This window comes from Sphaerisporangium flaviroseum, from assembly GCF_039537005.1.
GTDB classification, from domain to species: Bacteria; Actinomycetota; Actinomycetes; order Streptosporangiales; family Streptosporangiaceae; genus Sphaerisporangium; species Sphaerisporangium flaviroseum.
This window is the reverse complement of record NZ_BAAAZR010000020.1, coordinates 213,703-238,711: the sequence shown is the minus strand read 5'-3', so window position 1 is coordinate 238,711 and position 25,009 is coordinate 213,703. Positions and strand designations below refer to the sequence as shown.

Below are 25,009 nucleotides of genomic sequence, written 5' to 3'. Positions count from 1 at the left end.
GGCCGGCTTCCCGAGCCGGTCACCCGCGGTCACCACCGCGGCGAAAGGACGTCACCAGATGCTCGATCGGCCCGTGCCGGCCGTACGCCACTACCCGTTCACCGCGGTCGTGGGACAGGACGACCTCAAGCTGGCGCTGATACTCAACGCCGTGTCCCCGCGTACCGGTGGCGTGCTGATCCGCGGGGAGAAGGGCACGGCCAAGTCGACGATCGTCCGGGCGCTGGCGGCCCTCCTGCCGCCGGTCGCGGTCGTCACGGGCTGCCGCTTCTCCTGCGACCCTGCCGCCCCCGACCCCGCCTGCCCCGACGGGCCGCACGATTCCGCCTCCTCGCGTGCTGATCCTCTGCGTGGGGATGAACTCCCCGGTGCGGGGCCCGCCGTGTCCGTACGTCCGGCCAGGCTGGCGGAGTTGCCCGTCGGGGCCTCCGAGGACCGGCTGATCGGCTCGCTCGACCTGGAGCGCGCGCTGACCGAGGGGGTGAAGGCCTTCGATCCTGGCCTGCTCGCCGCCGCCCACCGGGGCGTCCTGTACGTGGACGAGGTCAACCTGCTGCACGACCATCTGGTGGACCTGCTCCTCGACGCGGCGGCGCTGGGCACCTGCTACGTCGAGCGCGACGCCGTGTCCGTACGGCACGCGGCACGCTTCCTCCTGGTCGGCACGATGAACCCGGAGGAAGGCGAGCTCAGGCCGCAGCTCCTCGACCGCTTCGGCCTCACCGTGGAGGTCACGGCGTCACGCGACCCCGCCGAGCGTGCCGAGGTGGTACGTCGCCGGCTGTCCTTCGACGACGACCCCGGACAGTTCGCCGCCCGCTGGGCCGAGGACGAGAAGGCTCTCGCCGCCCGCATCGCCGAGGCGCGCGGCCGGCTGCGCGAGGTCGTTCTCTCCGACGCCGCGGTCCGGCGGATCGCCACGGTCTGCGCCGCGTATGGCGTGGACGGGATGCGGGCCGACCTCATCACCGCGCACGCGGCGGTGGCCCACGCCGCCTGGCGGGGCGGCACGGAGGTCACGGCCGAGGACATCCGGGAGGCCGTACGGCTCGCCCTGCCCCACCGCCGCAGGCGCGACCCCTTCGACGCCCCGGGCCTGGACGAGTCGGAGCTCGATGACCTTCTCCGCGAAGCGGGCGCGGACGTCGATCCTGACGCGGACGCCGGTACCGATGCGGACGCCGGCACCGATCCGGACGCCGACCCCGATCCCGATCCCGATCCAGATCCCGATGGTCGCCACGAACCGGACCCCGATCCGGGCTCCGGGCCGCGTCCCGGGCAGGACCCCGGCCACGCACAGGACCGGGACCGAGCCGGGGAGCCCGCCCTGGATCAGGGTTCCGAGACGGTACCGCCCGGCCCGCGTGATGAGGCGTCCCGGCCACCTGGAGCGGGCACGGCCCTCTCGCAGCGGACGGAACAGGCCGGCGAGCCGTACCGTGTACGCGCGCTGGCCGTCCCGGGGCTCGGCACGGGAAGTCCCGGACGGCGGTCGCGAGCCCGCACGTCGTACGGCCGCGTATCGGGGTCACGGGTGCCGGACGGAAGGCCGACCTCGCCGCACCTGACGGCGACGCTACGTGCGGCGGCTCCCTACCAGCGGGAACGCGGCAGGACCGGTCCTGGCCTCGTCGTACGGGCGGGTGACCTGCGCGAAGCGGTACGCGAAGGGCGGGAGGGCAACCTGGTCCTCTTCGTGGTGGACGCGAGCGGCTCGATGGCGGCCCGCCGGCGGATGGGCGCGGTCAAGGGCGCCGTGCTCAGCCTGCTCCTCGACGCCTACCAGCGCCGCGACAAGGTGGGCCTGGTCACCTTCCGGGGTCACGGCGCGGAGGTGGTGCTGCCGCCGACCTCGTCGGTGGAGGCCGGAGCGGCCCGCATGCGCGGGCTGCCCACGGGCGGGCGCACCCCTCTCGCCGAAGGGCTGCGCCGCGCCGCCGAGGTCCTGCGCGTCGAACGGCTGCGCGACCCGTCCCGAAGGCCGTTGCTGGTCGTGGTCACCGACGGACGCGCCACCTCCGGCACCGACGCCGACGTGCACCGTGCCGCGGCGCTGCTCAGGAACGTCGCCGCCGTTGTGGTCGACTGCGAGAGCGGCCCGGTGCGGCTGGGCCTCGCCGTACGCCTCGCGGCCCGGCTGGGCGGTGAGGCCGTACGGCTGGAGCGGCTCGCCGCGAGCGGCCTGCGCGACCTGGTCCACGAACGCAGGAAGGCAGCATGAGCAGCCCCGCTGAGATCCATCGGCGGAGCAGGAAGGCGATCTGAGATGCCTCAGGGAAGACCGGCGGCGGTGCCGGACGACGGCCTGACCACCCGGCAGCGACGGACCCGGCCTCTCGTGCTCGTCCACACCGGGCCGGGCAAGGGCAAGTCCACCGCCGCGTTCGGGCTCGCGCTCCGCGCGTGGAACCAGGGCTGGCCGGTCGGCGTGTTCCAGTTCGTCAAGTCGGCCAAGTGGCGGGTCGGAGAGGAGCGGGCCCTCATGGTGCTCGGGGAGTCCGGTGAGGGGGGCACGGTGGTCTGGCACAAGATGGGCGAGGGCTGGTCCTGGATCAAGAAGCAGGGAACGGAGGAGGACCACGCGGCCGACGCCCGTGAGGGGTGGGAGCAGATCAAGCGGGACCTGAGCGCGGAGGCCTACCGGTTGTACGTGCTGGACGAGTTCACCTATCCCCTGAAGTGGGGGTGGATCGACGTCGAGGACGTCGTCGCCACCCTCGCCCAGCGGCCGGGCACGCAGCACGTCGTGATCACCGGCAGGGACGCCCACCCTCGCCTCCTGGAGACGGCTGACCTCGTCACCGAGATGACCAAGGTCAGGCACCCGATGGACGCGGGGCAGAAGGGCCAGAGGGGCATCGAATGGTGAGCGACCGCCGCGTGCGGAGAGGGCGGGCCCGATGAGGGGACTCCCGCGCCTGCTCATCGCCGCTCCCTCCTCGGGTTCGGGCAAGACCACGGTGGCCACCGGGCTCATGGCGGCGCTGACCGCCAAGGGGTTCGTGGTCTCCCCGCACAAGGTCGGCCCCGACTACATCGATCCCGGCTACCACGCGCTCGCCGCCGGACGTCCCGGCCGGAACCTGGACCCCTGGATGGTCGGGGAGCAACTCCTCCTCCCCCTCCTGGCACACGGCGCCGCTGGCGCCGACATCGCCGTCATAGAGGGAGTAATGGGCCTATTCGACGGAGCCACCTCCCCGGACGGTGGCACGTCCTCGTACGGCGTCACCTCCCCGTACGGCGTCACCTCCCCGTACGGCATCACCTCCCCGTACGGCGTTGCGTCCTCGCACGGTGGTACCTCCCCGGACGGTGGCGATGCTCACGGCCGAGGCGGATTGCCCGGAACGGAGGCCACGTCAGGGGCCGGGGACTTCGCCTCCAGCGCCCATGTCGCCCAGGTGCTGGACACCCCGGTGGTGCTCGTGGTGGACGTGTCCGGGCAGGGCAGATCGGTGGCCGCGCTCGTCCACGGCTTCATGTCGTACGACACCCGGGTCCGGGTCGGCGGGGTGATCCTCAACCGGGTCGGTTCACCGCGGCACGAACGTATCTGCCGCGACGCACTCGAAGAGACCGGGATCCCGGTGTTCGGCGCCATCCCGCGAACCGAGGTGGCCGCGACGCCGTCCCGCCACCTCGGGCTCGTACCACCCGCCGAGCGCAGGGCCGAGGCCGTGGACGCCGTTGCCGCGGTGGGGGAACTGGTCGCCGCCACCTGCGACCTGGAGTCCCTGGTCCGGCTGGCCCGTACCGCCTCCCCGCTCTCCACACCCGCCTGGTCCGCGGAGGAGGCGGTCGGCGGACGCGACGGCGCGGACGTCGTGGTCGCGGTGGCCGGGGGGAAGGCATTCACGTTCGGGTACGCCGAGCAGGCCGAGCTGATCGAGGCGGCGGGCGGCACGGTCGCCGTCTTCGACCCGCTGAACGACGAGAGACTGCCCGCCGGCACCCGCGCCCTCGTGCTGCCCGGAGGCTTTCCCGAGGTGTACGCGGCGGAGCTGTCGGCCAACGAACCCCTCCGCCGCCAGGTCGCCGCCTTCGACGGCCCCATCGTGGCCGAGTGCGCGGGACTGCTCTACCTGTGCCGGGAGCTCGACGGGCGTCCCATGTGCGGCATCGTCGACGCGACGGCCGCCATGACCGGCACGCTCACCCTGGGCTACCGGAGCGCCGTGGCCGTACGCGATTCGGTCCTGACCCGCGAGGGCGAGCGGTACCACGGGCACGAGTTCCACCGCACGCGCGTCACCCCCGTGGGCGACACCGAGCCGCTCTACCGGTGGCGCGGTGGCGCCGACGGGTACGGCGGACCCTCTCTCGCGGCGTCCTACCTGCACCTGCACTGGGCGGGCAGTCCTCACATGGCGGCAAGACTGGTGTCCCGTGCCCGGCATGCGGACCGGTCGCGACCGGGGCATGGTGGGACATGAGCGGGCCCATCGTCGTCGTCGGCATCGGGGCCGACGGCTGGGACGGGCTGTCGCATGAGGCCCGGCACGAGATCGGCGCCGCCGAGGTGCTCTTGGGTAGTGCCCGGCAGCTCGGGCTGGTCCCGGACACCGGGGCCGAGCGGGTCACCTGGCCCTCGCCGATGCTGCCCGCACTCCGCGACCTCCTCGGCGAGCACGACGGCAGGGACGTATGCGTGCTGGCCAGCGGCGACCCCATGTTCCACGGCCTCGGCACGACCCTCGTCAGGCTCCTCGGCCCGGACAGGGTACGCGTGCTGCCCCATCCGTCGTCGGTCTCCTTGGCCTGTGCCCGCCTGGGCTGGCCGGTCGAGGACACCGCCGTCGTCAACCTGGTGGGCCGTCCCGTCGAACGGCTGAACCGGCTCCTGCGCCCGGAACGCCGGCTGCTGGTGCTCAGCGCCGACGCCGCCACTCCCGGACTCGTCGCCAAGCTGCTCTCCTCAACGGGCTACGGCGGGAGCGGGATGACCGTGCTGGAACAGCTCGGCGGCCCGGCGGAGCGCGCGGTGAGGGGGACGGCGGACCGATGGGACGCCGTCGTCGACCCCCTCAACGTCGTGGCCCTGGAATGCCGTGCCGACCCCGGTGTGGCGCCGCTGCCCCTCGTCCCCGGCCTGCCCGACGAGGCGTTCGAGCATGACGGGCAGCTGACGAAGCGTGAGGTCCGCGCGGTGACGCTGTCACGGCTCGCGCCGCTGCCGGGGGAGTTGCTCTGGGACGTGGGCGCGGGCGCGGGCAGCGTCGCGATCGAGTGGATGCGCGCCCATCCCACTTGCCGGGCGATCGCCGTGGAGAGCAGAGCCGAGCGGGCCGCCAGAATCGGACGCAACGCGGCGGCGCTCGGCGTACCCGGGCTGCGGATCGTCACCGGCACGGCCCCGCAGGCGCTGGCGGACCTGGAGCCACCCGACGCCATCTTCACCGGTGGAGGGGTCACCACCCCGGGCACCCTGGAGACCTGCTGGAACGCACTACGCCCCGGCGGACGGCTGGTGGTCAACGCGGTGACCCTGGAATCCGAAGCCGTCGTGTCCGCGTGGCACGCCAAGGTCGGCGGCGACCTGCTGCGGATCGCGGTCCACCGGGCAGGGCCAGTGGGCGGCTTCACCGCGTGGCGGCCATTCATACCGGTCACGGTGTGGACGGCGAGCAAGCGTGATATTTGGGAGACGACCGAATGACGGTGCATTTCATCGGGGCGGGGCCGGGAGCGGCCGATCTCATCACCGTGCGGGGCCGCGACCTGATCGCCGCCTCACCGGTCTGCCTGTACGCCGGTTCCCTGGTGCCGAAGGAACTGCTGGAGTACTCGCCTCCGGGCGCCCGGCTCGTGGACACGGCGCGGATGACGCTGGACGACATCGTGGGGGAGATGCTGGCCGCGCACACGGCCGGCCTCGACGTGGCCCGGTTGCAGTCGGGTGATCCTTCGATCTTCAGCGCGCTGGCGGAGCAGATACGCCGGCTCGACGCCGCTGGGGTCCCGTACGACGTGACGCCCGGCGTCCCGGCGTTCGCGGCGGCCGCCGCCTCGCTGGGGCGCGAGCTGACCGTGCCGGGAGTGGGCCAGACGGTGGTGCTTACCCGTACGTCCGCCCGTGCCACGCCGATGCCCGACGGCGAGGACCTCGGCACGCTCGGTCGGAGCCGCTCCACGATGGTGCTGCACCTGGCGGTACAACGGATCGAGGCGCTGGTCGAGGAGCTGACGCCGAACTACGGCGCGGACTGCCCTGTCGCCGTGGTCGCCCGTGCCAGCCGGGATGACGAGGTGATCCTGCGCGGCACCCTGTCCGGCATCGCCGAGCAGGTCCAGAAAGCGGGCGTGGTCCGTACGGCCGTGATCATCATCGGCGGCGTCCTCACAGCCTCAGAGTTCCCCGACAGCCACCTGTACTCATCCGCCCGCGCCCGTGACTGACGCGGCGCCCCCTCACCGGGACCGTCGGCGAGCGGAGGACACCGTGACCGGCTACATACGCGACGGGGCGGAGATCTACCGCAGGTCGTTCGCGACGATCCGGGCGGAGGCACGGCTGGCAGACCTGCCGGACGACGTCGCCCGCGTGGCCGTCCGCATGATCCACGCGTGCGGCATGGTCGACCTCGTCGACGACCTGGCCTGGTCACCGGGGGTCGTGGCGAGTGCGAGAGCCGCACTGGACGCTGGAGCGCCCGTGCTGTGCGACGCCACCATGGTGGCGTCGGGAGTGACACGCCGTCGCCTGCCCGCGGCGAACGACGTGCTGTGCATGCTCGGCGACGCCCGGGTGCCCGAACTGGCCCGCCGGCTCGGTACCACGCGCAGTGCCGCGGCGCTGGAGCTGTGGCGAGACCGGCTCGACGGCGCCGTGATCGCCATCGGCAACGCCCCCACAGCCCTGTTCCGGTTGCTCGAACTGGTGGAGGAAGGGGCCGGAAGGCCAGCCGCCGTGCTGGGCATCCCCGTCGGCTTCATCGGCGCCGCCGAGTCCAAGCAGGCCCTGGCCGATCACGGCGGAGGCCTCGAATACCTGGTGATACACGGTCGCCGTGGCGGAAGCGCGCTGGCCGCGGCGGCCGTCAACGCGATCGCGAGCGAGGAAGAGTGAACGACGGCATGAGCGACCCCGCGCGCCTCGAAGGTGCGGAACAGACGAGTCCCGAACGGCCGTGGGGGGTCGGGCCAGGGGATCCGGAGTTGGTGACGGTGGAGGCCGCGGGGGTCGCCGGTGTGGGGCAGGTGGGTTCCGGACGGGTGTGGGGGGTCGGGCGAGGGGATCCGGAGTTGGTGACGGTGGAGGCCGCGGGGGTCGCCGGTGTGGAGCAGGTGAGTCCTGGACGGCTGTGGGGGGTGGGGGTCGGGCCAGGCGATCCGGAGTTGGTGACGGTGAAGGCCGCGCGCTTGGTTCGCGACGCGGATGTGATCGCGTATCACAGTGCCAGGCACGGGCGGAGCATCGCCCGTTCGGTCGCCGAGCCGTACCTGCGGGGCGACCAGATCGAGGAGGCGCTGATCTACCCCGTCACGACCGAGACCACCGATCACCCGGGTGGCTACCGGGGTGCCATCGACGCGTTCTACGTGACCTGCGCCGAGCGGCTGGCCGCCCACCTCGACGCCGGACGGGACGTGGTCGTGCTGTGCGAGGGCGACCCGCTCTTCTACGGCTCGTACATGCACCTCCACAAGCGGCTCGCGCACCGGTACCCGACCGAGGTCGTCCCCGGCGTGACCTCGGTGAGCGCCGCGTCGGCGGTCCTCGGCCGTCCGCTGGTCGAGCGGGAGGAGACCCTGACCGTACTCCCAGGGACCCTGCCACCCGAGACCCTCGCCGCCCGGCTTTCCTCCGCGGACTCCGCCGCGATCCTCAAGCTCGGCCGCACCTTCACCGCCGTACGTGAGGCCCTGGACCAGGCGGGACGGCTGGACGACGCGTGGTACATCGAACGGGCCACCACGGAGCGGCAACGGATCGCGCCGCTGGCCGAGGTCGACGCCGGGGATGTCCCCTACTTCTCCCTCGCCATCCTCCCAAGCCGGATGACCCCACCCCCCGAAGCCCGCCCCTCAGAGACCGGTCCCTTCGAGATCCGTCCTGCGGAAACCCGATCATCGGAGACTCGCCCCTCCGGGGCCCGGCCGTCGGATACGGAGGCCGGTCGTGGGGAGGTCGTCGTGGTGGGGCTGGGTCCGGCGGGTCGGCCATGGCTGACACCTGAGGCCCAAGACGTCCTGGCGACCGCCGATGATCTCGTCGGGTACGGCCCATACCTGGACCGTGTGCCCCCCAACCCCCGCCAGCGCCGGCATCCGACGGACAACCGCGTGGAGGCGGAGCGGGCGGCGCATGCGCTGGAGCTCGCAGGGCAGGGCTCCCGGGTCGCCGTGGTGTCCTCAGGCGATCCAGGCGTGTTCGCCATGGCGAGCGCGGTGCTGGAGGTGGCGTGCGAGCCGCGCTTCGCCGGGGTGCCGGTCCGTGTGGTCCCCGGCCTGACGGCGGCGCAGGCGGTCGCGGCCCGGGTCGGCGCGCCGCTCGGGCACGACTACTGCGTGCTCTCCCTGTCCGACCGGCTCAAGCCGTGGGACGTCATCGCCGGGCGCATCACCGCCGCGGCACGCGCCGACCTCGTGCTGGCCATCTACAACCCGGCGTCGCGAAGCCGTACGTGGCAGGTCGCCGCGGCCCGGGACCTCCTGCTGGAACATCGCGGGCCCGACACCCCGGTGGTCATCGGGCGGGACGTAGGCGGGCCCACCGAAAGCCTCCGCGTCACCACGCTGGCCAAGCTGGATCCGGTCGACGTCGACATGCGCTGCCTGCTGCTGATCGGCTCGTCCACCACAAGAACCCTGAACCGTGACGGCCGCCCCGTGGTCTTCACCCCACGCCGCTACCCAGGGTGAAATGCCCGGACTGTGGTCTTCACTCCATGCGGTTACCTGGGTTGATACGGACATCGTTGAGCCAGACGAGGGCCTCGTGCACGGTGACGGCCGTGGGAGCCTCCGGCAGCGGTGGGCGTCGCACCACGACGACGGGCAAGCCCAGCTGCCGCGCCGCCGCGAGCTTCGCCCTCGTCATCGTGCCGCCGCTGTCCTTGGTGACGAGCGTGTCGACGCGATGGGCGCGCATCAGCGAGAGTTCGCCCTCCAACGTGTAGGGACCCCGATCGAGCAGGAGGTGACAATGGCGCGGAAGCGGAGGTTCGGGCGGGTCGACCGTACGGATCAGGAACCACAGGTCGTCCAGGCCGGTGAAGGCGGGCAACCCCTGGCGCCCGGTGGTGAGGAAGACCCGCCTGCCAAGCGCGGGCAGCGACCGGGCCGCGTCCTCCAGGGACGACACCCAGTGCCAGTCGTCACCGGCTTCCTGGCGCCATCCGGACCGCCGCAGTATCAGCAGGGGGATCTCCGCCTCCGCCGTGGCCCGGACCGCCGAGGCGGTGATCCGCTCGGCGAACGGATGGGTCGCGTCGACCACCGCATGGATCCCCTGATCGCGGAGCCAGCTTGCCAGACGACCGGGACCGCCGAACCCGCCGACACGTACCTCTCCCTCAGGAAGGCGGGGGTCGCTCACCCGGCCCGCGAGCGAGGAGACCACCCGGACGTCCGGGCGGTGCACCAGCGCCGCCGCGAGCGCCCGAGCCTCGCCGGTCCCGCCGAGTATCAGCACGCCGGGCTTCATCTGGTGCTCACGCTCTCGTGGTTCATCCTTGACGCATGAGCACCGGTCTTCGGCACGGTTGGACCACGGGTGCCTGTGCCACGGCGGCCACCACGGCCGCGTACACGGCCCTGCTCACCGGGTCCTTCCCCGACCCTGTGGAGATTCTGCTCCCTCGCGGGCAACGCCCCTCCTTCGCTCTCGCCGCCGAGGAACTGACCCCTCTCAGCGGTACGGCCGGCGAGGGTCCGCCGTTCGGGACGGCGCGAGTCGGGGTGGTCAAGGACGCAGGGGACGACCCTGACGTCACTCACGGTGCGCTCATCTTCGCGACCGTACGACACGGCGAGAGAGGAACGGGTGTCACCTTCCGCGCAGGGCCTGGCGTGGGAACGGTGACCAAACCGGGGCTGCCGCTGCCGGTGGGAGAGCCGGCGATCAATCCGGTGCCCCGGCAGATGATGCGAGAGCACGTCGAGCGCATCGCAGAGCGGTGCGGAGGCAGCGGTGACGTCATCGTGGAGATCGCGGTGCAGAACGGCGAGGAACTGGCCCGCCGCACGTGGAACCCACGCCTTGGCATCCTCGGCGGCCTGTCCATCCTCGGCACCACCGGAGTCGTGGTCCCGTACTCCTGCTCGGCCTGGATCGACAGCATCCGGCGCGGGATCGACGTCGCCCGCGCGGCCGGTCACCGGCACGTCGCCGCGTGCACCGGCAGCACCTCGGAAAGGACCGTCGCCGGCCTGTACGGGCTCCCTGACGACGCGCTCCTGGACATGGGCGACTTCGCCGGGGCCGTGCTGAAGTACCTGCGCAGACACCCGGTTCCGCACCTGACCGTCGCCGGAGGCATCGGCAAGCTCTCCAAGCTCGCCGACGGCCATCTCGACCTGCACTCGGGCCGCTCGCAGGTCAGCACCGAGGCGCTCTCCGCGCTGGTCAGAGAGGCGGGCGGCACTGATGAGCTGACCGAGCGGGTGCGGCACGCGAACACCGCGTTGCAGGCACTGCAGATGTGCCAGGAGGCGGGTCTGCCTCTCGGAGACCTGGTGGCCGAGCGAGCAAGAATCACCGCCGCCGGGGTGCTGCGCGGTGCCCCCGTAGAGGTCGACGTCGTGGTCATCGACCGCGCCGGCACCATCGTCGGCCGCGCCGGCACCGTGGGCGAGTCTGGCACCGTCCGCCCACGCTGGCACCGTCGGCGGGTCTAGCATCGCCGGCAGTCGCAACCGTCTCACCGGTCTTCCGGGGTCAACGTAGCCCTCGTCGCGGCGACGACGGCGGCCGTCTCTTCGGCGCTCGCGCAGTGCAGGCTCTCGTCGGCTGTGTCGACCCGGTAGCCGTCCCCGGTGGCGACCACGACCACAACCGGTCCGCTCGGCTTCCCGCATCGACGCTCACACCCGACCCAGTGCACGGGAAGCACCCCAGCCGCAGCCCCACCGACAAGGGGAAGTCCAACCTGGGCCACCGAACCGGGCCGATCGACGTCGGGACGTGAGTCGGAAAGGACGGTGTGTGCCGTCGAATCGGGACGTTCTACGTCGGGACGTGAGCCGGGTAGGACGGTGCCGGTCGTTGAGCGGGCGGCGTCCGACTGGACGTCGGACAGGGACTTGGCGCAGCCGGGGCGTCCAGTACACGCGGTGACACCGATCCACGGCGATGCGGGATCGGTGATGAGGCCGGCCGCGCTCAGCCTGGACAGCCACCGTCCGGCGTCGGCTCTGGCCACGCCCGGTACGACCGCGCCCCGCCACGGGGTCAGCCGGAGCTCGCCCCGACCGGCCTCGGCCGCCGCTGCGAGAGCGTGCGCCTGACCGGCCGTCAACCGCCCGAGCGGTGTCAGTACGACCAGGGCACCCCGCTCGGCGGACTGCGCTACGAATCCCACCGGAGGCACAGGCGGGCGCGAAGGTTGGGCTGGGGGCGGAAGCGAAGGAGGAGTACGAGTCGAGCGCGGAGCAGGGGTGGAGGACGGAGTAGGAGTCGAGCGCGGAGCAGGGGTGGAGGACGGAGTAGGAGTCGAGCCCGGCCCAGGGGGTGAGGGCGGTGCGGCTGCCGGTGGCCGTACGGGGGTCGCCTCATGGACCGCTTGGCAGGGATGGAGCTGGGCCGTTCCCTCGGTACTGGCAGGGACCTCACCCCGGGCGATCAATCGGGCGTCTCCCCGGGCGATGAGCCGGGCCGCCACCCGGCTCGGGCCGTCGTAGAGCTCGGCCATGCGCCAGGCCGTCGACTTCTGCGCGGCACGTTCGTCCAAGAACGCTTCCGCCGCCGCCATCATGGCGGGTACGGCTTCCGCCAGACCGACACGCAGCCCACAGTCCTCACCCGCCAGCAACAGCACTCCCTCGACGGTGGTGCCGTGGGGCGTGGGGATGGGGAGGAAGGCCACGTCGGTGGGGAGGATTGCCATGTCGCCTCTCCCGTCGTCTAAGGCGAACAGGAAGCGGCCGGGTAGGTCCGCGAGGGCTGGGCGGGCACATAGCGCGTGGTCCAGTTCGCGTACGAGCGTCGCGACCTCGATCAGGCCGTGACCGTCGAGTCCGGCCATGGGAGAGGCCAGGATGTTGCGCACCCGTTCATGGGTGGCCGAAGGAAGCAGCCCAGCGGCGGCCATCCGACCAGCGAACCCGATCTCCCCCCGGTCCCCGGTCTGGGGTACGTCCCCGGTGCCTTGGTTCGGGGTTCTACGTTCCTCCGCAGTTCCCTTCCCGTCCTCGGGCTGTACCTCGGTTGCCGGCCTTCTGCCGTCTTCGGTCGGCGGGGTGCCCGCGGCGCCTGTCTCGGGGGTGGGGTTGCTGGGAAGCCCTCGGACCTGCAGGTTGGCGCGGGAGGTCAGTTCGATGACGCCGGAGCCGAGGGAGGCTGCGGCGGCGGCCAGTTCGTGGAGCTGGGAGGCGGTGAGGAGGCCACCGGGTATCCGGATGCGTGCGACCGCACCGTCCGCGGCCGGATGCGTCTGGAGGGCACCGGGGCAGGCGTCGGCTCGCGATCGGTGCGAAGCGTCGATTCGCGATCGGTGGGACGCGTCGACTTGCGATCGCTGTGCAGCGTCGGCTGGCGCTTGATGGGAGTCGGGCTGCGATCGCTGTGTAGCGTCGGCTGGCGGTTGATGGGAGTCGGGCTGCGATTGGTGTGGAGTGTCGGCTGCCGATCGGTGGGGCGCGTCGGGGTGCGGTGGGGGTGAAAAGCCCAAAGGATCGGCAAGAGCCACGTCCAGGATGTTAACCCTACTTCTCGCCTTAAGTCGGACTCCGTGGTCTGATGGGGGAGGACGGCACAAAGGAGGAAGCCGGTGTGAATCCGGCGCGGTCCCGCCACTGTCACCGGGGAGCGAACCCCACTCAAGGCCACGGCCCGGCAACGGGCGGGAAGGCCGGGGTGAGCGTCGATCCGGGAGCCAGGAGACTCCAGGCCGTGTGACCCACGACCCGGGGCGCGGACCCCGAGTGAGGATGTGCCGTGCGCCATCTCCCTGTCCTGCTGCTGTCGACCTCCGACACAGACCTTCTCAGCGCCCGCGCGAGCGGCTCCCCGTACCGGCTGGGCAATCCGGCCCGGCTGGCCGTGGAGGACCTCGCCCCGCTGCTCGAAGGCGTCGAACTCGTCGTGGTCCGGCTGCTCGGCGGCCGGCGCGTCTGGGAGGAAGGGCTGGCCGCGCTGCTGGCGGGCAGCCGCCCGGTCATCGTGCTCGGCGGCGAGCAGGCTCCCGACGCCGAGTTGATGGAGCTGTCCACCGTTCCCGGCGGCGTGTGCGCCGAGGCGCACGCCTATCTGGCCCATGGCGGTCCGGCCAATCTGGACGAGTTGTACCGGTTCCTGACCGACACCCTGCTGCTCACGGGTCACGGCTTCGCCCCACCGGCGGCAACGCCGACCTGGGGAATCCTGCAATGCCCGCCGGCGGCCGACGGCGCCACACGTGCGCCTGGTACCGGCAGGGGCACATTCACGCCGGGTGCCAGCAAGGCCGTGCACACTCCGGACGGCGGCGAGGCGGCACGTGCGCCTGGTCACGGCGAGGCCGTACGGGGGTCTGGTGTCGAGGTCGCGCGTGCGCCCGATACCGGGGAGGCCGCGGTCGGGGTCGATGTGGGTGCGGCCGTACGGGGGGTCGGGTGTGGAGGGCGGCCGGTGGTCGGGGTGTTGTATTACCGGGCTCACCATGTCGCGGGGAACACCGCCTTCGTGGAGGCGCTGTGCGATGCCATCGAGCGTGCCGGGGGCCGGGCGCTGCCCGTCTACTGCGCCTCGTTGCGCACCGCCGAAGCCGGCCTGCTGGACGTGCTCGCCCAGGTGGACGCGCTGGTCGTCACCGTGCTCGCGGCGGGTGGAACCCGTCCCGCGACCGTCTCGGCGGGCGGGGACGACGAGGCGTGGGACGTGGGAGCCCTGGCCAGGCTGGACGTCCCGATCCTGCAGGGCCTGTGCCTCACCGGGGACAGGGAGAGCTGGCTCGCGAGCGACGACGGGTTGTCCCCGCTGGACGCCGCCTCCCAGGTGGCCATCCCCGAGTTCGACGGACGGATCATCACCGTCCCGTTCTCCTTCAAGGAGGTCGACGAGGAAGGACTGACCGTCTACGTGGCCGACCCCGAACGCGCCGCCCGGGTCGCCGGCATCGCCGTACGGCACGCCGTCCTGCGCCACATCCCCGCGCGGGACAAGCGGATCGCCCTGATGCTGTCCGCCTACCCCACCAAACACGCCCGCATCGGCAACGCGGTCGGGCTGGACACGCCCGCCAGCGTGGTCCGTCTGCTGGCGGCGCTGCGGGAGCGTGGGTACGACATCGGTCCCGAGGGCGACGGCGGGCTGCCGGGAGTGGCCGCCCAGGACGGTGACGCGCTCATCCACGCGCTCATCGCGGCCGGCGGCCAGGACCAGGACTGGCTCACCGAGGAGCAGGTGTCCGGCAACCCGGTGCGGATCTCCGCCGCGCGCTACGAGGCCTGGTACGTCACCCTCCCGGGGGAGCTGCGCGCGAGGATGGAACGGCACTGGGGCCCGCCGCCCGGCGAGCTGTTCGTCGACCGTTCCCGCGATCCGAACGGGGAGATCGTGCTGGCCGCGCTGCGTGCGGGCAACGTCGTGGTGATGGTGCAGCCGCCGCGCGGATTCGGTGAGAACCCCATCGCCATCTACCACGACCCCGACCTGCCGCCCAGCCACCACTACCTCGCCACCTACCGCTGGCTGCGGGACGGGTTCGGCGCGCACGCCGTGGTGCACGTCGGCAAGCACGGCAACCTGGAGTGGCTGCCCGGCAAGTCCGCCGGGATGTCCGCCTCCTGCGGACCGGACGCCGCGCTCGGCGACCTGCCGTTGATCTACCCGTTCCTGGTGAACGACCCCGGGGAGGGGACGCAGGCCAAGCGCCGCGCCCATGCCACCCTGGTCGACCACCTGGTGCCGCCGATGGCCCGTGCCGACACCTATGGCGACATGGCCCGGCTGGAGCAGCTCCTGGACGAGCACGCCTCCATCGCGGCGATGGATCCGGCCAAGCTGCCCGCGATCCGTGCCCAGATCTGGACCCTGATCCAGGCCGCCCGGCTGGACCACGATCTCGGGCTGGACGACCGGCCGCACGACGCGGAGTTCGACGACTTCCTGCTGCACGTCGACGGTTGGCTGTGCGAGGTCAAGGACGTGCAGATCCGTGACGGCCTGCACGTGCTCGGCGAGGCGCCCGCGGGCCGGGCCCGGGTGGACCTGGTGCTGGCGATGCTGCGCGCGCGGCAGTTGTGGGCGGGGAACGAGGCGCTTCCGGGCCTGCGTGAAGCGCTCGGCCTCGCCGAGGACGGCAGCGCGGGACGGACCGAGACCGACTGGGCCGAGACGGTCGCGGCGGCGCTCGTCGAGGGCATGGAGGAGCACGGCTGGAACCCCCGCGCGGCCGGTGAGGTCTGCGCGACCGTACTCGGCACGGCCGTCCCGGCGGGCGGGGGAGCCGGTGAGGTGGTGGTCAAGGAGATTCTGGAGTTCGCGGCCACCGAGATCGTGCCACGGCTGGGGCGGACCACCGATGAGATCGCGGCGGTGCTGCACGCGCTCGACGGGGGGTACGTCCCGGCCGGGCCGAGCGGGTCGCCGCTGCGTGGCCTGGTCAACGTGCTGCCCACCGGCCGCAACTTCTACTCCGTGGATCCCAAGGCGGTCCCGAGCCGCCTGGCCTGGGAGACGGGGCAGGCGATGGCCGACTCGTTGCTCGCCCGCTACCGTGCGGACACCGGCGACTGGCCGCGCTCTGTCGGGCTGTCGATCTGGGGGACCAGCGCCATGCGCACCTCGGGCGACGACGTGGCGGAGGTGCTCGCGCTCCTCGGCGTCCGGCCGGTGTGGGACGAGGCGTCCCGCCGGGTCACGGGCCTCGCGCCGATCCCTCCGGAGGAGCTGGGCCGCCCTCGCGTGGACGTCACCGTCCGGATCAGCGGCTTCTTCCGTGACGCGTTCCCGCACGTGGTGGTGATGCTGGACGACGCGGTACGGCTGGTGGCCGCCCTGGAGGAGCCGGAGGAGGTCAACTTCGTACGGGCGCACGTGGTGGCCGACCGCGCGGCCCACGGGGACGAGCGTCGGGCGACCACGCGCGTCTTCGGCTCCCGCCCGGGGGCCTACGGGGCCGGGTTGCTGCCGCTGATCGACAGCCGGAACTGGCGGGACGACGCCGATCTCGCCGAGGTGTACGCGGTGTGGGGCGGGTTCGCCTACGGCAGGGAGATGGACGGCACGCCCGCGCGTCAGGACATGGAGGCCGCCTACCGGCGCATCGCCGTGGCCGCGAAGAACGTCGACACCCGTGAGCACGACATCGCCGACTCCGACGACTACTTCCAGTACCACGGCGGGATGATCGCCACCGTACGCGCGCTGACCGGTAAGGCGCCCGCCGCCTACATCGGCGACAGCACCCGTCCGGACGCGGTCCGCACCCGCAGCCTCTCGGAGGAGACCGCACGGATCTTCCGTGCCCGGGTGGTGAACCCGCGCTGGGTGGCGGCCATGCGACGCCACGGGTACAAGGGGGCGTTCGAGCTGGCGGCGACCGTCGACTACCTGTTCGGGTACGACGCGACCACCGGCGTGGTGGCCGACTGGATGTACGACACGCTCGCCGCGACGTACGTCCTGGACCCGGAGAACCAGCGGTTCCTCGCCGAGTCGAACCCGTGGGCCCTGCACGGCATGGCCGAGCGCCTCCTGGAGGCGGCCGGGCGTGGCATGTGGCGGCAACCGGACCCGGACATCCTGAGCGACCTGCAGGAGGTATATCTGAAGGTCGAGGGGGACATCGAGGGCGGCGCGCACGAACCCGCCTGAACGCGGCGCCCTCCCTGGATAAGGGTATGGATCGGGGGCAGGGGCCGGTCACTGCCGGGGAACCGACCGAGGGTCGGCCGATCACGGCTGCTGCTGTGCGCGGTGCCCGGTGGTGTCCGCGCCCGGGGCGGACCTGACCAGCTCACGCTCTCGGCGTCCGTGGAGCTGGCATGGTGTTCCGGGGACCGGATCCAGGAATGCAACGGTTTGACAGAGGTTGTAACAGCAGGGGGCGGCCAGAGGGAAAGATGGCGGGATGATGCGCCGGGATACGCCATGGGGTCCCTGGGACCCCGCGCCGCTCTCAGAGGTGGTCGCGCTGTTCTCGGTCCTGCCGAACCGCTGGTGGATCGCCGGTGGGTACGCCATCGAGCTGACGGTGGGCCGCTCGTTCCGTGAACATGGGGACATCGACGTCCTGCTGCTCCGCAGCGACCAGCTCGCCGCGCAGCGGGCGCTGCCGTCATGGGAGTGGTGCGCCGCGGATCCCCCGGGCATCCTGCGCCCCTGGGCGCGCGGTGAGATCCTGCCCGCGGGCGTGCACGACATCTGGTGCCGTCCCGGGCCCGACGACCCGTGGCGGATCCAGGTGATGATCGACGAGTCCGACGGCGACGAGTGGGTGTCGCGACGCGACAGCAGGGTCCGCCGTCCCGTCGACCGGCTCGGCCTGGTCTCGCCGGAAGGCGTGCCCTACCTGGCCCCCGAAGTGCAGCTCTTCTACAAGGCCAAGCGGCCCAGGGCCAAGGACGAGCTCGACTTCACCGAGACCCTGCCGGCGCTCGGCGACAGGCAGCGCGACTGGCTGGCACGCACCATCCTCATGGTGTACGGGGACCATCCCTGGACGGAGCGCCTCGCCGGTTGATCACCGCGTGGGGACGCCACCTCGGATGGCGCGGCCGAGCGCCTCGTCCGGCAGAGGTCCGGGGTGCGCGGTGGTGTTCCGCCCGGGATGCTTGGACCATGGATGGCGGGACGATCGCCCCGTCAGGCACGGGCAGATGAATTGTGAGGCCGCATGCACGCGTTCGACGTTCTCGGGGACCCGGTCCGGCGCCGGATCCTGGAGCTGCTCGCCGAGGGCGAACGCTCCGCGGGCGAGATCGGCGCCGTCGTGCAGGGCGAGTTCGGCATCTCGCAGCCCGGTGTGTCCCAGCACCTGCGGGTGCTGCGCGACAACGGGTTCGCGACCGTCCGGGCGGAGGGCACCCGGCGCCTGTACGCGGTGGACCCCGCGCCGCTGCAGGAGGTCGACGTGTGGCTCGAGCACTTCCGGGGCTTCTGGAACCAGCGGCTGGACGCTCTCGGCACCGAGCTCGCGCGGGGCAGGCGGGAACGCCGCGCGAGGGACGGCGCCAGGGGTGCGGATCAGGGGACCCCCTGACGCGCCCGCCGTATCAGGAGCGCAGGGGGACGGTCCTGGTGCCCGAGTAGGTGGTGTGCGAGATGACGGCGGAGGGGGTGCGCAGGCCGGGGTGGGCGAGGAACAGGTTCCGCAGCTCGGGGAACGGGCCGCCGGCGCTCTCGGCCTCGGCGACCCTGTCCAGGAGCTTCATCTCGGCGTCGAGCAGGTCCTTGTGGAACCTCTCGGCGAGGTCCCAGCCGTCCCACGGCAGCACTTCGACCTTGTTCAGCGCCGCCAGGTCCCGTACGACGTTGCTCTGGACGAAGTCCATGCCGGAGAGGTTGATGAGGGACACCCCGAACTTCTCCGGGTCGGCCTGCCCTGCCCGGCAGGCGCGCCAGGCGTCGCCGGCCACGAGGAACCGGTCGCGAGGCACGTCCATGGGATCGAACGGGATCTTGAACGTCTCCATCAGCTCGGGCGCCGGAAGCTGGGCGTCGATCAGCGTCCATCCCCGCTCCGCGCTCCAGTATTCGGCGACCCAGTGGTCCTCGTGGAGCCCTTCGAGGAAGTACGAAGCGAAGCCGCAGCGGATGCGGGCGGGGGTGCCGGTGTTCCGCAGCAGGGAGCACAGCACGAGCGCGAAGTCGCGGCAGGTGCCGGCGAACCGTTTGTCGGGCGGGCGCGCGACCATGAGCGGCTTGCCGTCGCGTTCGGCGATGATGCTCAGGATGGCGGAGACATAACGCGTCTCCGCCTCGTTCTTACGGTTGTCCGGAACGGTGAAGCCGAAAAGAACTGCTTCTTCCCGGTGTATGAGGAGGTTTCGTACGATCAGGGCGAGCTCGGCCGGGTCGGCGGGCATGCCTTCCAGCCTGCTCAGGTCCCCGGGGTCGCTGAATACGCTGTGGGCGCCGTAGAAGGCCCGCTCTTCAGCTTCGAGCGCATGACGTGCGTCGGCCATGGTTGCCTTCCCTTGCTATGTGGACCGGAACCGCGCGGCCTTAGCTTGACGGGATTTAAAGCCAACTGTCCACAATTTTGGATGTTAATCCAGCCCTTTTGGAACAGTGCTTCGGCAGGTCACTTCAACAACGCAGGTCTCTCGCGGTGACCCGCACACCAGCCGTACAGGTCAGTGCCGTTTCCGAGGAGGGGAAACGGGCGTGTCGCGCCGATGGGTGGGACCGTGCGGGTCGGCGCAGTGGGGATCGGCGTGGCCGATGGTGAGGAGGTCGGGCGTCGCGTGGTCGACCTGGAGGGTGGTGTGGCCGATGCCGTACTGGTCGTGGACGAGGCGCTCCGCGGCGACCCGGACCGCGTGGCAGTCGGTGCCGGGGGCGACCAGGATGTGCGCGGAGAGCGCCGCGTACCCGGAGGTGACCTCCCAGATGTGGAGATCGTGCACCTCGACGACGTTCTCCAGCGCGGCCGTCTTCCTGCCGATCTCCGCGGGGTTCATCCCGGCGGGGGCGGCCTCCATGAACACCCTGCCCGAGTCGCGGACCAGGCCCCAGCCCGCCTTGAGCATCAGCGCCGCGACCACCAGGGCGGCGATCGCGTCGGCCCTGCTCCAGCCGGACAGCCAGATCACCAGTCCCGCGATCGTGGTCGCCACGAAGGCGTAGAGGTCGTTGAGGATGTGCTGGAAGGCGCCCTCGATGTTGAGGCTGGACCGGTTCGCCCTGTTCAGCAGCCAGGCGGCGGCGATGTTGACGGCGATGCCCGCCAGGCCGGTCGCCACGACGTAGACGCCGTCGACCTCCGGCGGTGTGATCACCCGCCTGATGCCCTCGTACACGAAGTAGGCACTCAGTAAGAGCAGTGTGATGCCGTTGATCTGCGCGGAAATGATCTCGGCGCGCTTGAGCCCGTAGGTGAAGCCGCCCTGGGGAGGACGCTGGGCGATCCGCATGGCGACCAGCGCGAAGACGATGGCGATGGCATCGGTCAGCATGTGGCCCGCATCGGAGATCAGCGCAAGGGAGCCCGCGATGAAGCCGATGACCACCTCGACGGCCATGAACACCACGATCAGCGCGAGCGCGCCGTAGAGGTAGCGCCGGTCGGACTCGGCGCTGACCCCGTGGCCGTGGCCGTGACCCCTGGCGTGATCGTGCTCCACCCGCTCACCCATGGCCCAGCTCTCCTTCCGTGTGCCGGGCGTGGGTGATGGCCAGGTCGAACAGCATGCGGACGTGGGAGTCGGCGAGCTGGTAGTAGGCCATCCGCCCCGAGCGGCGCACCTTGACGACCCGGCGCATCCGGAGCAGCCGCAGCGCATGCGAGGCGCCCGACATGCTCTGGCCGGTGGCCGCGGCCAGGTCGCACACGCACATCTCCCCGCCTTCCAGCAGGGCGGCCATCATCCGCAGCCGGCCCGGGTCGGCGAGGAGGCCGAAGACCTGGGCGAGATCCTGGACCGTCTCCTCGGATGGAAGCGCTTGGCGCACCGAGGTCACACGCTCGGCGTCCACCACGGGCACCGAGCACGCCTCGGGCTCCATCACTACAACGCTTGAACGATCCTTCATATGTCGAAGTGTAAGGAGCCCGATCTCCGCTGTCGACCTGGGGTGGGCCTGCTCGCCGTCCAAGGCTGTGCCGCGCCGGGGCGTGGCACAGCCTTGGACGGGATCGTGGTGTTCGGGGGATCGCGGGCGGCCGGGCTAAGCGGATCGGAACAGGCGGACGGTCACAGGGGCGTGAAGGTCCCGGTCTCGGGCTGGTAGTTCGACACCACGCCGGTGTCCACCTCGTAGAACCAGCCGTGCAGGCGCAGCCGCCCACCGGCCAGGCGCCGGGCCACCCGCGGATAGCGGCGCAGCTTGTCGAGCTGGGCGATGAGATGGGCCTGCCCGGGCTCCTCGTCCCCGGTCACGTGCGCCTCCCGCCACCGGTGGGTCTGCAGCAGCCACCAGCGCGTCGTGGGGGCCGATCGGAGCGTCCAGGAGCGGACCCGGCCCTGGACGGCGCCGCAGCGCGTGTGGCCGCACACGATCAGGTCCTGCACGCCCAGGATGTTGACGGCGTACTCGATGGTGGCGGCCTCGGCGGTGAGCCGGCCGAGGCGGTAGGGCGGGATGATGTTGCCGGCTGTCCGCAGCTCGAACAGCTCCCCTGGCCGGGCGCCGGTGATCAAGGAGGGGATCACCTGTGCGTCGGAGCAGGTGATGAACATCGCCTGGGGTGAGACGCCTTCTCGGAGGGTGGCCGCCTGTTCTCGGCCCCCGCTGACCTTCTGGTGGAACGTTCGGGCATGGTCGATCAACGACTGCATGGCAGTGGACTCCTTCGGGCTGATGACGGGCATGGAAGACCAGCCGGACGCGCGAGCACGCCCGGTCCCCCGCGTCACGTGCGGGAGAGCCCTGTGATCAGCAGCGGAATACCGTCAGGCGAGGCCCTGCGGGCAGCGTCCATCGCAGGGCGGACGAGCACACCCCGGACAGCTCAGACGGAGATCCCGCCTTGCCGGCGGCCCTGTGCCTCTGCGATGAATGCCCGCCGTGGCGAGGCGGCGGCGGGGGAGGCTTGGCCCATCCGGCGGAGCAGGGATTTCCCCCCGGCTTCGGGCAACCGTCCTGATCGGTGTCCTCAGGGAGGGGCGCGGGGAGGGTCCCCGACGGCATCTCGGCGGCCGGAGCGATCGGCCCGCCCGGTGCGGCCAGGAGGGGAGTGAAATGAGGCGCGTGCTGGCCGAGGCCGAGAATGAGGAGAACGACGGCGGCCACGGCCACGAAGGTGCGAAGAGCCGCCCGCACCCGAGATCGTCGCTCCGTCAACGCATCGCCCCACTACCTGTAGCATGCAGCTGACTACTGATAGTAGTCGAAGGGTCGTGTCCCGTACATCGGCTGTTTGGCAAAGGTGCTGGTCACGCCATGGAGTAGGGAGATCTGTAGCGGGAAGCCCTGCTGCTGAGGGTTTTTCTGAGAGGCGGTGTGTCCGAACATGACACAGGCACCTATGGGTCATCCGGCGTTGTGCCCGGCTTCATCGAGCCGCTCTAACGTGTCGGCCATGAGAAGAACCATGATCGGGCTGGGCGCCGCCGTGCTGGCGCTGGGCCTCTCCGCCCCGGCCTTCGCCGACCACGGGCGCGACGGGCACGGCGACGGCGCCACCGTCCCGTTCGGCCGTGCGACGCTGACCGGTTTCGCCTCCTTGCCCGCCGAGACCTTCGTGCCGAACAGCGAGCCCTCGGGCGCCCTGCTCGGCACCGCTCCGATCAACGGCGTCACCCCGCCCTTCGCCGGCCAGCCGGTGCAGGGCTTCAGCGGCGTCGCCCGCCGCCACGACGGCACCTTCGACGTGCTGTCCGACAACGGGTACGGCAACAAGGCCAACAGCGCCGACTTCCTGCTCAGGATCCAGCGGGTCAAGCCCGACTTCCGTACGGGCGTCGTGCGGGCGGTGGGGGGCGTCGACCTGAGCGACCCCGACCGGCACGTCACCTTCCCGCTGACCCGTTCCGACCGCAGGCTCACCGGCGCCGACTTCGACGTGGAGTCGATGGTCAGGAACCCCGACGGCACCTACTGGATCGGCGACGAGTTCGGCCCGTTCCTGCTGCACTTCTCGCCCTCGGGCTCGCTGCTCGAAGCCCCGGTCGCGCTTCCCGGGGTCCAGGCTCCGGAGAACCCCTATCTCGGCGGAGGCACGCCGAACCTCGCGAGGAGCAAGGGCTTCGAGGGCATGGCCCGCGCGGTCGACGGCCGCCGGCTCTACCCCCTCCTCGAGGGCACGGTGGCCGGTGACCCGGCCGGTGCGCTGCGGATGTACGAGTTCGACCTGCGCAAGCGTGCCTACACCGACCGCCGTTGGGTCTACCAGCTGGAAGCGCCGGGCAACTCCATCGGCGACATGATCGCGGTCGACCGCGACCGGTTCCTGGTGATCGAGCGCGACAACCAGCAGGGCGACGCCGCGCAGTTCAAGCGGGTCTACCTGACCGACACCCGCGACCGCGACCGCGACGGCAAGGTCGACAAGACCCAGGTGGCCGACCTTCTCGACCTGGCGAACCCCAAGGGCGTCGGCGGCTTCGGCACCACCTTCCGCTTCCCGTTCCAGACGATCGAGGACGTCGTGATCCTCGACGACTCCACGCTCGGGCTGCTCAACGACAACAACTTCCCGTTCTCGTCCGGCCGCACGCCCGGCAAGGCCGACCCCGACGAGTTCATCACCGTACGGCTGTCGCGCTCCCTCGGCGCCGATCCTCGCGCCTACCGCTGAGACACCCCCGCCGCCTCGCGGTGCCCTCCGCCGGTGCGACCAGCCGGCGGGGCGGGCCGGGTGAGGTGGCGGCGACCCGGGTCCATTCGATGTGGGCCTCGGCGGAGTTGCCTCCCGCAAGGCGGTGGAGACGTCGAGCCTGGCCACCTTGATGGCGGTCTGGTTGTGCTCCCAGACGACGAAGAAGCGGCCAGGCTCGTACTCGTCCGCGCCGGCGTAGACGTCCCAGCCGCGGGCCGCACCCCGGGTCAGGCGTGCGCCGTCGGCGAACAGCCGCCCGGGGCCCCAGGGGGCGCCGGGGCGCTTGAGCTTGTAGCACAGCACCTCGCGGTACTGCTCCGGCTTGCCGGACGCGGGGCCGGTGAACGGCCCGGCGAGCGTGTTGTAGATCGTCAGGTAGCGGCCGTCGGCGTCCTTGGCGAAGAACGGCTTGACGTAGTAGTTGGGCAGGTCCCGGTCGAGCGTCATCGGGGTCCACGTGAGGCCGCCGTCGGAGCTGGTGGTGATCGCAGCGTAGACGGCGTGCGTGCGGTAGTAGGCGTCCCGGTCCTCCGCCGAGGTGCCGCCGGTAAGGTTCAGCGTGCGGGCCACCATGAGCAGCGTGCCGGGGTCGTCCTGCGACACCACGACCTGGGGCTCCTCGGCGCGCACCCCGGGCGGGTTGGCGCCCGGGGCCCTCGACGTCCACCGGGTCAGGTCGGCCGAGCGCAGCACGCCCGCGCGGGTGACGCCCCCCGCCTCCCGCCAGTAGGGGAGCAGCCACAGGCCGTCGTACCACAGGGGCTTGCCCGCGAGGACCACCCCGGCCCGGTTGGCGGGCACGTCCACGCTGACGGGGAAGTCGGTCCAGGTCCGTCCCGAGTCGACGCTGCGCCTGGCGACCATGGCGACCGGGAAACCGTTCACCTCGCCCTCGGCGTCGCGGTCCGCGGCGACGGTGATCCTGCCGAGCAGCGCGTAGAGCGTGCCGCCGTCGTTCAGGAAGATCACGTAGTGGTAGCGGTGCGTGGCGGTGGCCGCGGCCAGGGTGCCGGTGCGCCATGTCCTGCCCGCGCCGGTGGACCGGGCGTAGAGGATGGATCCCTGGTCGGTCGGCGCGAGGTCGCGGGGGTCGGCCACGCCTGCCCGCCAGGCCACCACGAGGGTGCGAGCGTCCAGAGCCACGATGTCCGGCACGCGGTTGCCCTCGTGCGCCAGCTCGCCTCGCGCGTCGCGGTCGACCGCACGGTAGGCGATCACCGGGTCGCTCACCGCGGGCCCGACGGCGTCGGCGTCCGGCCAGGAACGCGCCCGGGAGCCGTCCGGAGGCAGAGTGGGGGTCATGGTCTCAAGCGAACCGGACCGCGATCAGGGGCCGCAAGGACTCAACCGTCCCTTCACCCGGAGTTCACGTGCCGCCCGCCGGGACCGCGGCCTTCACGTGCCGCCCGGGAGTCATTCAGGACCCCATCGGTTCA

Annotated in this window: 18 protein-coding genes, 2 pseudogenes and 1 riboswitch; of the genes and pseudogenes, 12 read left to right on the top strand and 8 right to left on the bottom strand. The window is 71.7% G+C overall.

What is annotated here, in order from left to right; all coding sequences use genetic code 11:
• Positions 1 to 58: 58 nt before the first annotated feature.
• From ABD810_RS26545 to ABD810_RS26515, 7 genes are read left to right on the top strand one after another with little or no spacing between them, the layout of a single operon-like run.
• On the top strand, positions 59 to 2,224 hold the full coding sequence (locus tag ABD810_RS26545) for a putative cobaltochelatase (protein ID WP_344946002.1): 2,166 nt from the start codon (positions 59 to 61) through the stop codon (positions 2,222 to 2,224).
• A 45-nt stretch (positions 2,225 to 2,269) separates the two neighbouring features.
• The gene (gene cobO, locus ABD810_RS26540; protein WP_344945999.1) at positions 2,270 to 2,872 is read left to right on the top strand and encodes a cob(I)yrinic acid a,c-diamide adenosyltransferase; all 603 of its coding nucleotides are present in this window, start codon (positions 2,270 to 2,272) and stop codon (positions 2,870 to 2,872) included.
• A 31-nt stretch (positions 2,873 to 2,903) separates the two neighbouring features.
• Positions 2,904 to 4,439, top strand: coding sequence for a cobyrinic acid a,c-diamide synthase CobB (locus ABD810_RS26535; RefSeq protein ID WP_344945996.1), 1,536 nt, complete (start codon positions 2,904 to 2,906; stop codon positions 4,437 to 4,439).
• Complete coding sequence (gene cbiE / locus ABD810_RS26530) at positions 4,436 to 5,662, top strand: precorrin-6y C5,15-methyltransferase (decarboxylating) subunit CbiE (protein ID WP_344945993.1); 1,227 nt, start codon at positions 4,436 to 4,438, stop codon at positions 5,660 to 5,662. Before ABD810_RS26535 ends, cbiE begins: the two co-directional genes overlap by 4 nt.
• Positions 5,659 to 6,402: a precorrin-4 C(11)-methyltransferase gene (gene cobM, locus ABD810_RS26525; RefSeq protein WP_344945990.1), complete on the top strand. Its 744-nt coding sequence runs from the start codon at positions 5,659 to 5,661 to the stop codon at positions 6,400 to 6,402. The genes cbiE and cobM overlap by 4 nt, the downstream gene beginning before the upstream one ends.
• Positions 6,403 to 6,445: 43 nt before the next feature.
• A complete protein-coding gene (locus ABD810_RS26520) occupies positions 6,446 to 7,072 on the top strand; it encodes a precorrin-8X methylmutase (protein WP_344945987.1) in 627 nt (208 codons plus the stop codon).
• Positions 7,069 to 8,868 (top strand): precorrin-2 C(20)-methyltransferase, encoded by a 1,800-nt coding sequence (locus ABD810_RS26515; RefSeq protein ID WP_344945985.1) that lies wholly within the window; start codon positions 7,069 to 7,071, stop codon positions 8,866 to 8,868. The genes ABD810_RS26520 and ABD810_RS26515 overlap by 4 nt, the downstream gene beginning before the upstream one ends.
• Positions 8,869 to 8,887: 19 nt before the next feature.
• On the opposite strand, the gene ABD810_RS26510 is transcribed toward ABD810_RS26515, so the two are convergent.
• The gene (locus ABD810_RS26510; protein ID WP_344945982.1) at positions 8,888 to 9,652 is read right to left on the bottom strand and encodes a cobalt-precorrin-6A reductase; all 765 of its coding nucleotides are present in this window, start codon (positions 9,650 to 9,652) and stop codon (positions 8,888 to 8,890) included.
• Positions 9,653 to 9,687: 35 nt separating this feature from the next.
• Between ABD810_RS26510 and ABD810_RS26505 the strand changes: the two genes are divergently transcribed.
• Entirely contained in the window at positions 9,688 to 10,845 is a 1,158-nt protein-coding gene (locus ABD810_RS26505) for a cobalt-precorrin-5B (C(1))-methyltransferase (protein WP_344945979.1), read from the top strand.
• A gap of 23 nt (positions 10,846 to 10,868) precedes the next feature.
• On the opposite strand, the gene ABD810_RS26500 is transcribed toward ABD810_RS26505, so the two are convergent.
• Positions 10,869 to 12,257, bottom strand: a complete 1,389-nt coding sequence (locus ABD810_RS26500) for a precorrin-3B synthase (protein WP_344946409.1) — start codon at positions 12,255 to 12,257, stop codon at positions 10,869 to 10,871.
• Between the two features lie 192 nt (positions 12,258 to 12,449).
• Positions 12,450 to 12,854: pseudogene (locus ABD810_RS26495) on the bottom strand (hypothetical protein); the annotation flags it as partial.
• A gap of 26 nt (positions 12,855 to 12,880) precedes the next feature.
• Positions 12,881 to 13,074: riboswitch (cobalamin riboswitch) on the top strand.
• 28 nt (positions 13,075 to 13,102) lie between these two features.
• On the opposite strand from ABD810_RS26495, the gene cobN reads away from it, so the two are divergent.
• The 3 genes from cobN to ABD810_RS26480 all read left to right on the top strand — a co-directional run bounded on the left by cobN (position 13,103) and on the right by ABD810_RS26480 (position 18,350).
• Entirely contained in the window at positions 13,103 to 16,963 is a 3,861-nt protein-coding gene (cobN, locus tag ABD810_RS26490; RefSeq protein ID WP_344945976.1) for a cobaltochelatase subunit CobN, read from the top strand.
• Between the two features lie 256 nt (positions 16,964 to 17,219).
• Positions 17,220 to 17,831 (top strand): nucleotidyltransferase domain-containing protein, encoded by a 612-nt coding sequence (locus ABD810_RS26485; protein WP_344945973.1) that lies wholly within the window; start codon positions 17,220 to 17,222, stop codon positions 17,829 to 17,831.
• Positions 17,832 to 17,984: 153 nt separating this feature from the next.
• Positions 17,985 to 18,350 carry an ArsR/SmtB family transcription factor gene (locus ABD810_RS26480; protein WP_344945971.1) on the top strand — a complete coding sequence of 122 codons (366 nt, stop codon included), beginning with the start codon at positions 17,985 to 17,987 and terminating at the stop codon, positions 18,348 to 18,350.
• Positions 18,351 to 18,363: 13 nt separating this feature from the next.
• Here the strand turns inward: ABD810_RS26480 and ABD810_RS26475 are convergent, their stop codons facing one another.
• The 4 genes from ABD810_RS26475 to ABD810_RS26460 form a co-directional block, all read right to left on the bottom strand.
• Positions 18,364 to 19,275, bottom strand: coding sequence for a transglutaminase-like domain-containing protein (locus ABD810_RS26475; RefSeq protein WP_344945969.1), 912 nt, complete (start codon positions 19,273 to 19,275; stop codon positions 18,364 to 18,366).
• A gap of 171 nt (positions 19,276 to 19,446) precedes the next feature.
• Positions 19,447 to 20,448: a cation diffusion facilitator family transporter gene (locus ABD810_RS26470; RefSeq protein ID WP_344945966.1), complete on the bottom strand. Its 1,002-nt coding sequence runs from the start codon at positions 20,446 to 20,448 to the stop codon at positions 19,447 to 19,449.
• Positions 20,441 to 20,818 (bottom strand): ArsR/SmtB family transcription factor, encoded by a 378-nt coding sequence (locus ABD810_RS26465; protein ID WP_344945963.1) that lies wholly within the window; start codon positions 20,816 to 20,818, stop codon positions 20,441 to 20,443. Before ABD810_RS26465 ends, ABD810_RS26470 begins: the two co-directional genes overlap by 8 nt.
• Positions 20,819 to 21,006: 188 nt before the next feature.
• A complete protein-coding gene (locus ABD810_RS26460) occupies positions 21,007 to 21,591 on the bottom strand; it encodes a carbonic anhydrase (protein WP_344945960.1) in 585 nt (194 codons plus the stop codon).
• Between the two features lie 743 nt (positions 21,592 to 22,334).
• On the opposite strand from ABD810_RS26460, the gene ABD810_RS26455 reads away from it, so the two are divergent.
• Positions 22,335 to 23,552 (top strand): esterase-like activity of phytase family protein, encoded by a 1,218-nt coding sequence (locus tag ABD810_RS26455; protein ID WP_344945957.1) that lies wholly within the window; start codon positions 22,335 to 22,337, stop codon positions 23,550 to 23,552.
• Between the two features lie 342 nt (positions 23,553 to 23,894).
• Here ABD810_RS26455 and ABD810_RS41120 read toward each other — a convergent pair.
• A pseudogene (locus ABD810_RS41120) lies at positions 23,895 to 24,875 on the bottom strand (sialidase family protein); the annotation flags it as partial.
• Positions 24,876 to 25,009: the final 134 nt, after the last annotated feature.

Excerpts from the sequence above, each read along its gene's own strand:
- ABD810_RS26500 (WP_344946409.1), bottom strand. The coding sequence starts at position 12,257 with ATGGCCGCCGCTGGGCTGCTTCCTTCGGCCACCCATGAACGGGTGCGC.
- cobO (WP_344945999.1), top strand. The coding sequence starts at position 2,270 with ATGCCTCAGGGAAGACCGGCGGCGGTGCCGGACGACGGCCTGACCACC.
- ABD810_RS26460 (WP_344945960.1), bottom strand. The coding sequence starts at position 21,591 with ATGCAGTCGTTGATCGACCATGCCCGAACGTTCCACCAGAAGGTCAGC.
- ABD810_RS26485 (WP_344945973.1), top strand. The coding sequence starts at position 17,220 with ATGATGCGCCGGGATACGCCATGGGGTCCCTGGGACCCCGCGCCGCTC.
- ABD810_RS26475 (WP_344945969.1), bottom strand. The coding sequence starts at position 19,275 with ATGGCCGACGCACGTCATGCGCTCGAAGCTGAAGAGCGGGCCTTCTAC.
- cbiE (WP_344945993.1), top strand. The coding sequence starts at position 4,436 with ATGAGCGGGCCCATCGTCGTCGTCGGCATCGGGGCCGACGGCTGGGAC.
- ABD810_RS26480 (WP_344945971.1), top strand. The coding sequence starts at position 17,985 with ATGCACGCGTTCGACGTTCTCGGGGACCCGGTCCGGCGCCGGATCCTG.
- ABD810_RS26545 (WP_344946002.1), top strand. The coding sequence starts at position 59 with ATGCTCGATCGGCCCGTGCCGGCCGTACGCCACTACCCGTTCACCGCG.
- ABD810_RS26470 (WP_344945966.1), bottom strand. The coding sequence starts at position 20,448 with ATGGGTGAGCGGGTGGAGCACGATCACGCCAGGGGTCACGGCCACGGC.
- ABD810_RS26505 (WP_344945979.1), top strand. The coding sequence starts at position 9,688 with ATGAGCACCGGTCTTCGGCACGGTTGGACCACGGGTGCCTGTGCCACG.
- cobM (WP_344945990.1), top strand. The coding sequence starts at position 5,659 with ATGACGGTGCATTTCATCGGGGCGGGGCCGGGAGCGGCCGATCTCATC.
- ABD810_RS26455 (WP_344945957.1), top strand. The coding sequence starts at position 22,335 with ATGAGAAGAACCATGATCGGGCTGGGCGCCGCCGTGCTGGCGCTGGGC.
- ABD810_RS26510 (WP_344945982.1), bottom strand. The coding sequence starts at position 9,652 with ATGAAGCCCGGCGTGCTGATACTCGGCGGGACCGGCGAGGCTCGGGCG.
- ABD810_RS26535 (WP_344945996.1), top strand. The coding sequence starts at position 2,904 with ATGAGGGGACTCCCGCGCCTGCTCATCGCCGCTCCCTCCTCGGGTTCG.
- ABD810_RS26465 (WP_344945963.1), bottom strand. The coding sequence starts at position 20,818 with ATGGAGCCCGAGGCGTGCTCGGTGCCCGTGGTGGACGCCGAGCGTGTG.